The organism is Gammaproteobacteria bacterium, from assembly GCA_013697705.1.
Classification (GTDB): domain Bacteria; phylum Pseudomonadota; class Gammaproteobacteria; order UBA6002; family UBA6002; genus UBA6002.
The window spans coordinates 22,492-33,894 of record JACCWJ010000011.1 but is presented as its reverse complement, the minus strand read 5'-3'; the positions used below and the strand labels follow the sequence as shown (position 1 = coordinate 33,894).

The window sequence follows — 11,403 nt, the reverse complement described above, 5'->3', positions numbered from 1 at the left end:
ACTATTAATGAGGGCCCACAGGCAACAGCAGGCAGATAGTTACATTATTAACAAACAAATTGGGTAACCTCAATTGTGAGGCAACGATTCTCTTCCTTCGGTAACACTTTTCAATGAGGCAACGCGTTTGTTTTCTCGTTTCTTCGCTAAATTCCCCCTCTTATTAAGACTATACTTTTAGTTAATGCTGTTTCAGTTAGATATGGAGCGAGAATGTGCGGAGGTTGAAATCTAAGCAGATCAAAATAAAGCCTATTGCTATCATAGGCCTAGGGGTTTTATTTCCTTCTTCGAAGAATGCCGAGGAATTCTGGAAAAATATTTTGCAAAAAAAAGATTTAATTACTGAGGTTCCTCCTAACTATTGGCTGTTAAAAGATTATTACGATCCCGATCCTAAAGCCACCGATAAAACATATTGTAAAAGAGGTGGATTTCTTGGACCATCTACGTTTGATCCTCTTGAGTTTGGCATTCCCCCTTCAATATTAGCCGCCACAGACTCCACCCAATTACTTGCATTGCTAGTGACTAAGCAAGCATTAAATTCAGCTACGGGGGGGGATTATCGTCATTTGGATTTAAGTCGAGCCGGCGTTATTTTAGGCATTACTTGTGGTCAACAATTAGCATTTGAAATGAGTAACCGACTTTCAAAGCCGGTTTGGGAGAAAGCACTTGGACAGCATGGTATTGAAAAAGAAATGGCCAAAAAAATTTGTGATACTGCCACTAGCACCTATTTACCTTGGCAGGAAAGTACCTTTCCTGGTTTACTCAGCAACGTTGTTGCGGGTCGCATTGCTAATCGTTTTAATTTCGGTGGGACTAACTGTGTCATTGATGCAGCTTGTGCAAGTTCCCTCTCTTCCGTCGCCGCTGCATTTAATGAATTAAATTTAGGTGAAATTAATCTGGCAGTTTCAGGAGGTGCAGATACGCTCAACGATCCTTTTACTTATCTTTGTTTCAGTAAAACACCAGCCCTCTCTATCAGCGGTGATTGCCGGCCATTCTCAGATAAAGCTGATGGCACGTTGCTAGGGGAAGGTATCGGATTATTTGTACTAAAGCGACTTGAAGATGCCGAACACGATGGAGACTCAATTTATGCAGTCATTCGCGGCATTGGTTCTTCATCTGATGGACGCCACACCAGTATTTATGCGCCAGTGGCAGAAGGTCAGTCACGAGCAATTCTCAGAGCATACGAAATGGCCGATTTTACTGCGGATAGCGTTGAGTTAGTTGAAGCACATGGAACCGGAACAAAAGCGGGCGACATGGCTGAAGTAAATGGATTACGTAAAGCATTTGCACAATCAAATGGCCATCATAGGGAAACGTGTGCATTAGGTTCGATTAAGTCACAAATTGGTCACACTAAAGGAGCTGCAGGAGCAGCCGCTTTATTTAAAGTTGTTATGGCATTGCACCATAAAGTATTACCGCCAACAATTAAAGTAGACAAACCAAATCCCAAGTTAAATCTTCAAGAGAGTCCATTTTATTTGAACACCGAGGTAAGACCATGGATACACAGCAGTCAGTCGCCGCGACGTGCGGGTGTGAGTGCTTTTGGATTTGGTGGAAGTAACTTTCATCTTGCATTAGAGGAATATACCGGTCCAGGAAAGCATCCCTCTCTACTACCCACTTGGTCTACAGAGCTTATTACATTGACAGCCAATAAAGTTGACCCGTTGTATCGTCAATGCCAAGAAATAGTAAATTCTACTAATAATTGCTCTTTAACTTTCATCGCAAGAGAATCTCAGAGTAATGTAAAACAAAATCAAAAGTTCCAAATTGCTATAGTTGCACATAGTTTGGATGATTTGAAAAAAAAATTGAACCAGATAATGTTTCATATAAAAAATAAGCCGGATAAAATGTTGCTCCACCAGATTGACACCTATTATAGTATTCGGCATGAAAAAAATAAGGTGAAAATAGCTTGTTTATTTCCAGGTCAAGGCAGTCAATATTTGAATATGGCTAAAGACATGACCACAAACTTTTCCTGTGCTCGTGAAATTTGGGATGAAGCTGTCAGCACGAAATCTGATATCAATACTAAACTACATACAATTGTCTATCCAGTTCCGAGTTTTGATGACACAAATACGATTAAACAAAAAAATGATCTAAATCAGAGCAGAAATGCTAATCCTGCCATTGTTATATCTAGTCTAGTATTCATTAGCTTATTGAAAAAGTTAAATTTAAAAATTGATCATTTCGAAGGACTGGGTCTTGGAGAATTGGGTGCATCATTTTCAACAGATAATTTTGATATGACTACCCTGTTAAATTTGGCTTTAAATTATAATGATCAAAGTAAAGATGATCAGGCTGAAATATTTAAAAAATTAATTGATAAGATGTATCAAGACGGGGTGAGAATTTTTATTGATGTTGGCCCAAATACTTTATTAACCACATTAATTGAACAACAACTTGCTGATAAATTTAAAACCATTCAAGTGATTAATTTAGATGACCCAAGGAACGATGGCATTATAAATTTTTGGCGTGCACTAGCCCAGCTATTTACTGCTGGTGTTCCAATTAATTTTACTAGTTTGTGGGCTGACTTCAGCGTTGAGGAACCACCAAAAATTACACATCATAAATCACACAGTGTTGACATCACAGGCACTTGCTATGGAAAGCTTTATCCTTCAAAAGAAGATATTTCAGCTCAATCAAAATCCATACCAGTAGCCTCCCACACTTTTATTCAAAATGAAGCTATACCTATTATGAGGGGAGAAATAAAGATGTCTGATAAAAAATCCAAGCTGGGTAGTGATGCTCCTGCGGAAAGAGGAAATCTAGCTATAAACAAAAACTATAAAAAAATAGCCGATAACAGTATTGGTACAAACGAAGAAAAAGCCCCTCAAGTAATGGACAACGAGGAAGAAATACAACCATCAAATGATCCTGTGTTGCTTCAGCTATTTGATCGTTTTCAGCAGCAAACAGTAGAGGCACATAACACTTATCAAAAAACAATGTTAAAAAGTCATTTAGCGTTTCTTAAAACAGTAGAAACCATTTTTAGTAGCTTATCTACTTCTCATCCTAAAAAAAATGTGTCCAGGCCTCCGAATATATCCGCAAAAGTAATGCCAATACGACAAAGTGATAAAAAACCACCTAACATATCGACTTTGGCTACTCCATCAAAACCAATAACAGCAGCTGATTTCAAAGCAACTGAAACTACACCAGAAAGGGAACTAACAGCCGATAATAAATCATCATCCCCCTCTCCAGCCTCAATTTCACAGGTAATACCTCCTTCTCGCTCGGTACATACACCGAAAACATTAATCGAAGGCGCTCAAATTGCCGAGCTTCTATTAAATTCAATTGCTGAAAAAACGGGGTATCCTGCTGACATGTTAAACCTAGATATGTCGCTTGAGTCAGATTTAGGTATAGACTCTATAAAAAGAGTGGAGATTTTAGCAGGGATACAAGAAAACCTGCCCGAGTTGCCAGATACAGATCCTAGTGAAATCGCCTCATTAAACACACTGCAGGAAATTGTCAACTATATAGAAAAATCTCAAAATAAAATGATTGAGGATGCTTCAGAAAAAAAAAAATCTAGCTAAAGAACATTCTGCGGCACCAAAAATTCATCGATATATTCTAGCAACTGCAGAAAAGGCTGCTAAAAAAACGTCGAATAACCTACCTCTAAACTCCATTATTGCAATTACGGATGATAAAAATGGTGTAGCGACTAAATTAGCAAAGAAATTAAGACTACACCACTTTAAAGCTACAGTTGTTACGAATATTCCCACCAATTCAGATTGCGTTATCTCCTTGACGGGACTTCAAAAAATTAATCACCTAGAGACAGCTCTCTCTATCAATAAGCAAATATTCAATGAAGCACGTCAAATAGCAAAGACCTTTAGCGATAAAGGTGGACGCTTCATTACCGTACAAGATACAGGAGGATATTTTGGCTTAAAAAATTTAAGTGATACACGTGCATGGTTAGGAGGAATAGCGGGACTAACTAAAACGGCATTACAAGAGTGGCCTAAAGTGAAGGGAAAAGCGATTGATATAGAACAATATAATTGTACGCCAAAAATAGTCGCTGATAAAATTTTTAATGAAATAGTCAATCAACAAGATGATATCGAAGTTGGGTTGCCATCCAATAACAGTCGCATTGTTTTACAGTTACTAAAAGAAAATGAAGCGCAGGGTAAGTTTAATTTACCACCAAAATCTGTCTTGGTAGCCACAGGAGGGGCTCGAGGTATTACGGCCAGCTGCCTAATACAATTAGCAAAGAATATTCAGCTCCGTATTGTCTTACTAGGGCGTACCGATTTAAAGAAAGAAGCAGATAAATACAAATCCATTTCAGATAAAAAATCACTACAACAACAAATTATTAAAGATCTCACCGCAAATGGAAAAGCATTAGAACCAAAAAAAGTTGAAAAGCAGTTACAAGAGATTCTAGCGATACGAGAAATTAATAATACAATTAATGAGCTTGAAAAATCAGGCGTCGAAGTGATATATCTCACGACAGATGTTCAAGATATTAATAAACTAACACATGCTCTTGATAAAGCACGATCTAAGTGGGGAGCTATTGATGGCATAATTCACGGCGCAGGAGTGTTAGCAGACAAGTCCATTGCAGACAAAAGCGATTCACAATTCGATTCGGTTTTCGATACCAAGGTTAATGGCTTGCGAAATCTTTTAGAGGCCACTAATTCTGATAATTTAAAATTGATTGTATTATTTTCATCGGTAGCAGGTCGCTTTGGTAATCCAGGTCAAGCAGATTATGCAATGGCAAATGAAATATTAAACAAGGTAGCTCAAGCGGAACATACAAAACGTGGTGATAGTTGCTTAGTTAAATCGATTAATTGGGGACCATGGGATGTAGGCATGGTTAACTCCTCTTTGAGAGAATTGTTTAAACAACGAGGTATTCATTTAATTTCACTACAAGAAGGTGCCAACCTGTTTACTAATGAATTGATTAATGCTGATCCTGATCAAGTAGAAGTGATATTAGGCAGTAAATTAGTGAGAAAAGAAAAATTCAAATCAAAGCATACTAAAAATATTACTGAATTAAAGCAACACGTAAGTATTACCACTCATCGTTATTTAAATAGCCATGTTATAAAAGAAAGCATAGTTATCCCTATGTGTTTATCATTAGAATGGTTAATCAGGGCCGCTAAAATAGCAGGTTTTAATCCCTTACATTCAATCTTTAAAAATATTCAAGTAATTCGTGGAATTCGTTTGGATAATTTTACTGAGCAATCACATTATTTTACTGTTATTGCTAATATACATCACAAAAATTCACATGAGGCCATGGTATTAGAATTACGCGATACTGAAGGAGTTGTGCGCTATAGTGCAAATGCTGAATCTGAACTTCACTCTTCGCCAATTAAGTATGAATTACAACAAAAGGGGTCGTGGCCTTGGTCAATTAATCAGATATATGATGGTAACCTGCTTTTTCATGGCCAAGATTTTCAGGTATTAAAAGAATTGATTGAATTTCACGATACCGGTGGCGCTGCCTTTTTAAGTGGGATTATAGATAAACAATGGCCAAATGAGAACTGGTTAACAGATGTTGCTATGTTAGATGGTGGATTGCAGCTTATTCGATTGTGGGCAGGTCATTATTTAAAAAAATTAGTCTTACCCAATAGGATGGGTGAATTTCGATTATATAAATCGGGGGTAATACCGGGAACTGCTCAATGTATTTTTCAAGCTAAAATAAAAAATAAATTTCAAGTTATTTCTAATTTGCTATTTTTAGATAATGATGGCAATCGCATTGCAGAAATTCAGGATCTGGAATTTGTAGCCTCTGGGGAAAAAATAAAACAGCAGGATAATGCCAGTGAGTCTGACCTGGGAGGATCGGTATGAATTTTGAGCCAATCGCCATTATTGGCCGTGCATGTCTGGCGCCTCATGCGTTAACATCAACGCAGCTGTGGCAGAATATTCTTGCTCAAAAAGATTGTTTAACTACTTTGACCGAATCTTCCTGGGCTATAGATCCTCTAATAGTATTTAAAGATCGATTTCACCTGTCCTCTAGCGACAAGTTAATTTTGAGAGGTGGCTATATCTCAGATTTCACTAAGGTATTCGACCCACATGTTTACAACCTACCCGCTGAATTTATTCTAAAATTAGACGATTTATTTCAATGGTTACTTCATGTAAGTCGTGAAGCATTACAGGACGCTCATCATCCCCTAAATAGCTTATCGCAGTTAAAAGCTGGCGCTATCTTTGGCAACTTATTTTTACCCTCTACTACATTAAGAAGATTTGGCGAAATCGCTTGGCTTCTATCACAAGATGACGAGGTGGTGAGCAAGGAACAAAAACAAAATTTGGAAAATGAATCACCTGAAGCCATTAATCGCTTTTCAGTGGGCCTCCCTGTCAACATATTGTCGAAAGCACTTAATCTAAGTGGGTCAAGTTATATGCTTGATGCAGCTTGTGCTTCAACTATATATGCGATTAAAGGCGCTTGCGATCAACTACACAATAGAAGTGCAGATTTAATGCTGGCTGGAGGTATAAATCACTCTGATGATGCCCTACTTAAAATTGGCTTTTATATGCTACAAGCCATGAGTCCTACAGGACAAATAAGGCCCTTACATAAAGAAGCGGATGGTTTAGTCACCTCTGAAGCAGCCACTGCTTTTGTCTTAAAGCGCTTAGATGATGCCATTAACGATCATGATTCTATTTTAGGAGTGATACGTGGCATTGGTTTATCGAATGATGGATCAGATAGAAATTTACTCATACCATCTGAAAATGGTCAAATCAATGCCATGCAACAAGCCTATCAATATGCAAATATTGATCCAGCGGATATTTCGTGGGTCGAGTGCCATGCTACAGGAACGCCTTTAGGGGATAGTATAGAAATTAAAAGTATGGCAAAAATTTTTGATCGACCCATATCAATCGGTGCACTTAAGGGAATTATAGGTCACACATTAACGGCATCTGCAGGTACAGCCCTTATCAAATTAATTGCAGCATTACAGTCCGGAATTAAACCACCCACGCCGTATGCTGTCGAAAATCCTCTAGAGATATTACATGAGTCAAATTTTCAATTGAATTCAGAACCAATAATTTGGGCGACCAAAAATAATGAAGCGCGTTTAGCTGCAATTAATGCCTTTGGGTTTGGTGGTAATAATGCACACTTGATTGTTGAAGAGTGGCAGCCACAAAAAAAAGCATCTCATAAAAATATAGTCACTCATATTAATGATTCGAAACCTCCTATAGCCGTAGTTGGCATAGGTGTTATTGCATCATCTGCAAATAATAAAAATGAATTCATAGCCACGATTAAGAAAGGTAAATCAACTTTAAGAAAATCAAATGATCAAACGTTAGGAGGCCAAATCGAGCAATTAGAATTCGATATTAGAGAGATACATTTTCCACCTAATGATTTGAAACAAACGCTAGGTCAACAATTAGCTATTTTAAAGGCGATGCAAGAAGCAGTCATTGACACGAACAACTTTGATGAAGCTAACGCATCTGTCTTAATTGGAATGTCAAATGATACCGAAATATGCTTAAAACAATTATCGTGGATCAAACCACTTCTTACTCAATATCTTGATTTTTCCAATAAAGATCTGCAATTGATTTTTGAAAACGATAAAAATGACCCTGCCTACGTTTTAGGTATTTTATCTAACATTGTCACCAATCGTTTAAATTCTCAATTTGATTTAAAAGGACCGAGCTACTGCATAGGTGCAGAAGAGCTTTCGGGTGTGGTTGCTTTAGATGTAGGCTGCGAAGCTTTACAAAAATATGAAATGAATACTGTAGTGATTGGCGCTGTGGATATGTGTTGTACCCCAGTACATATTTCTGCAGCAAAACAAGTATTAAGTAATAACAAACAGATTCCGGGTGATGCTGCGGTGGCGATGGTTCTTAAACGACTTGATGATGCTATTGCACATAATAATCATATTTATGCAGTTATCAATGACGATCCTAATGTGTCGTTCGATTACGAAATTAAGTTAAATGACACAGAAGAAAGTATAGTGACTCAGTTATTTGGTCATGCTCACGCAGCTAGCGGATTACTTCACCTTTTATATGCGATATTAGCGTGTGATGGACAATTTCAATTGGGTGAAAATAAAATCCATCATGCCAAAACGAGCATTGAAGCACTTGGAGGAACAAAAAAAGATATTTATGTGAGAAGTTATAAACCGATGATAATAACAAATAGGGTCACGACATGAAAACAAAAATGATTTTTAAAATGCATGTCGATCCCCCCCGAATAAAAATTATAGCTGTCAAAAAAAATTCAAATAATGATAATTTATCGACGGCTAAACAATTGACTACCAAAACAAAAACAGATTCAGCTGCTTCCTTTGCCGAGACACATGAGAATCTATTGATTAATCAATCGCATGCTCACCAAAGATTTTTAGAATTGCGTGTAAAAAACTGGTTAGCGGTATTGCAACTGTTTAATGATATTGATGCTAATATTTCCACAGAAGAGAATATTCATCCGGAAACTAGTTTTACCTATGAGGAAGAATTTGATCCAACCATTCAAAGCTGGGTATTAGATCATCGTCCAATTCATACTGTCCCCGTATTACCTATGATGAGTATTATTGACATCTTAGCCAAGAAAAGTGCCCTCCATTTTCCAGACCAAAAATTGCTGGAGATTCAAGACGTCAAAGTTTTTAAATGGTTAATTATTGAACATACAACTACATTAAGAATTTTGGTCAATTTGATGTCACCTGACATTGCTGAAGCTAAACTTTTTGTTGTTGAAAATAACGCTGCTATTCCTATCGCTACTGGATTATTTATTTTCGGACAAGAATTTTCAACTGCTCCTACTCCGCCCCTGGCTATTCAACAGATAGATGAACATATCTCATCCCCCTATCTCTATTTATTTCATGAGTCTGCCTTTCAAGCAGCCACATTTATAGATTTTGGGCAAAATGGCTCAACTATGCTCCTTCGCATTGAAAATGACTTAGCCAATGAAGATCAGTTAAACCAAATTCTACTCGATGCAGTAACTCACGGCACCTATCATTTCAGAGAAGGCTATACTTTTTGGCATAGTGATATACCTAAAGGATTTGTCAGCTTCCCAAGTATAATTAAAAAATTGAAATTTTATGATGACAAACCCACTACGGGAATAGCCAGATGCGAAACACGTTTTGGAGGATTTTATTTCAGCAAACAGTTTCCTAAATTTCTTATTTACGTCATCATAAATGATAAAGTCTGGGCAGAACTTGAACTAATAGATGCACTTTTTCCCTTAGGATTCATATATCAGGTACCACCCGCTCAACTTAGAGAGTATGTTCGTGATAAACAATATATCCCGGATGTATATCTAGCAACAGTAAATAACGATTCGGCAACATTAACCCTTCAAGATATTGAGCGCATGCAGTGGTTTCCCTATTTATTGGAAGATTTGTATTTAATACCAAGAGGATTAGCCATAGATGAACTTGCTAAACATATTTTACTGAAAGAATTTACTGCCTATATCCTAAAAGTGCACCCCGCTGAAATTGAAATTGAAAATCCTAATTCGACTTTTTGGAAAAATGAACCGCATATTATTTATAATTTTGCTATCACTGAAAAAAATGATCAGTTTATGATCACGACTAATAGAGAAGCGTATGAACAAAAATAATAAGGATAACCAATTTATTTTTTCGTCAGTAAATATAGCTCGCCTAGCAAAAGAGATACACATTCCTATTGCTATTGTTCAAAATATGAATAAAAAATATGGGTTGTTGCCTTGTGTTGATGATAAAGTTGTTGAAACTATTATTAAAGAACAAAGCTTAAATTTAATTGCCAAATTGCCGCCATCACCTCCTGAATTATTAGGCGATCGTCAATTTATAAAACTTCATGAACTGAAATATGCTTATATTGTCGGCGAAATGGCCAACGGAATTGCTACTGCCGAAATGGTTATAGCCGCGGCAAAATCAGGTCTTTTTGGATTTTTTGGATCTGCGGGTTTAATTCCCGAAGTCATTCAAAAAAATTTACATTTAATCAAACAGGCACTCGGAAGCTCAGCCAAAAATTGGGGTTCAAATTTGATACATAGCCCTCAAGAACCTGCCTTAGAAGAAGCTATAGTTAATCTTTATCTCGAATCTAATGTACGCTGCGTTTCAGCTTCAGCTTACATGTCATTAAGCCCGCAGATTGTACGCTATGCAGCAACAGGTTTACAGTCAGACCCTCAAGGAAAAATAATTCGTCAAAACTATATTTTAGCTAAACTATCTCGCCCGGAAGTCGCCAAACATTTTATGTCCCCTCCTCCACAGGATATGCTGGATGAATTAACTGCACAAGGAAAAATCACACGGCTTGAAGCCCAATTTGCTGCAAAAATTCCTATTGCTGAAGACATCACAGTAGAAGGAGATTCCGGTGGTCATACAGATAATCGACCCTTGGCACCCCTATTTAGCACGATTTATATGTTAGGAACAGATCTTGCTGAAAAATATCACTATGACACACCGTTCAGAATAGGGACAGCAGGTGGACTAGGAACACCCTCAGCAATTGCAGCTGCTTTTTCTCTCGGTGCTGCTTACGTACTCACCGGCAGTATTAATGCCGCAAGCATCGAATCTGGACTGTGCGAAGAAAGTAAACGTATGTTAGCAGAAGCTGACATCGCAGATATCATGATGGCCCCTTCTGCAGATATGTTTGAATTGGGTGTTAAGGTGCAAGTATTAAAACGGAGCAGTTTATTTGGACAACGCGCCGCCAAATTGTATGAAGTCTATCGAAATTATACTTCTATAGATAACATTCCCCCTGACGAAAAACACAAAATTGAACAACAAATTTTTCGTGATACGTTAGAAAATATTTGGCTATTGACCTGTCAATTTTTCACAGAACGTAATCCAAAGCACATCACCCTCGCTGAAAAAGACCCAAAGTACAAAATGGCTTTGATCTTTCGTTGGTATTTAGGCCTTTCAAGTCAGTGGTCAATTATTGGGGATGCTTCACGACGTCTTGATTATCAAATATGGTGTGGACCAGCTATGGGAGCTTTTAACGCTTGGGTAGTTGAATCATTTTTAGAAGACATAACGCAGCGAGGCGTCGTACAAATAGCAAAAAATCTTTTAGAAGGCGCAGCAATAATTACAAGGATGAATCAATTACGAATTTATGGAATTGAATTACCTAGCAATGCATTTAATTTCCGACCTCATGTAATTGAGTATTAAA

Annotated in this window: 5 protein-coding genes; all 5 read left to right on the top strand. The window is 37.4% G+C overall.

What is annotated here, in order from left to right; translation table 11 throughout:
* Positions 1 to 215: 215 nt before the first annotated feature.
* The 5 genes from H0U71_03065 to H0U71_03045 are packed head-to-tail and all read left to right on the top strand — an operon-like array spanning position 216 to position 11,402.
* The gene (locus tag H0U71_03065) at positions 216 to 3,629 is read left to right on the top strand and encodes a hypothetical protein (GenBank protein ID MBA2654032.1); all 3,414 of its coding nucleotides are present in this window, start codon (positions 216 to 218) and stop codon (positions 3,627 to 3,629) included.
* A complete protein-coding gene (locus H0U71_03060; protein MBA2654031.1) occupies positions 3,601 to 5,964 on the top strand; it encodes an SDR family NAD(P)-dependent oxidoreductase in 2,364 nt (787 codons plus the stop codon). Before H0U71_03065 ends, H0U71_03060 begins: the two co-directional genes overlap by 29 nt.
* Positions 5,961 to 8,357 (top strand): hypothetical protein, encoded by a 2,397-nt coding sequence (locus H0U71_03055; protein ID MBA2654030.1) that lies wholly within the window; start codon positions 5,961 to 5,963, stop codon positions 8,355 to 8,357. Before H0U71_03060 ends, H0U71_03055 begins: the two co-directional genes overlap by 4 nt.
* On the top strand, positions 8,354 to 9,814 hold the full coding sequence (locus H0U71_03050) for a hypothetical protein (GenBank protein MBA2654029.1): 1,461 nt from the start codon (positions 8,354 to 8,356) through the stop codon (positions 9,812 to 9,814). The genes H0U71_03055 and H0U71_03050 overlap by 4 nt, the downstream gene beginning before the upstream one ends.
* Complete coding sequence (locus H0U71_03045; protein MBA2654028.1) at positions 9,801 to 11,402, top strand: PfaD family polyunsaturated fatty acid/polyketide biosynthesis protein; 1,602 nt, start codon at positions 9,801 to 9,803, stop codon at positions 11,400 to 11,402. The genes H0U71_03050 and H0U71_03045 overlap by 14 nt, the downstream gene beginning before the upstream one ends.
* Position 11,403 lies beyond the last annotated feature (1 nt).

Coding starts and splice junctions, on each gene's coding strand:
- H0U71_03060 (MBA2654031.1), top strand. CDS start 3,601: ATGCTTCAGAAAAAAAAAAATCTAGCTAAAGAACATTCTGCGGCACCA.
- H0U71_03055 (MBA2654030.1), top strand. CDS start 5,961: ATGAATTTTGAGCCAATCGCCATTATTGGCCGTGCATGTCTGGCGCCT.
- H0U71_03050 (MBA2654029.1), top strand. CDS start 8,354: ATGAAAACAAAAATGATTTTTAAAATGCATGTCGATCCCCCCCGAATA.
- H0U71_03045 (MBA2654028.1), top strand. CDS start 9,801: ATGAACAAAAATAATAAGGATAACCAATTTATTTTTTCGTCAGTAAAT.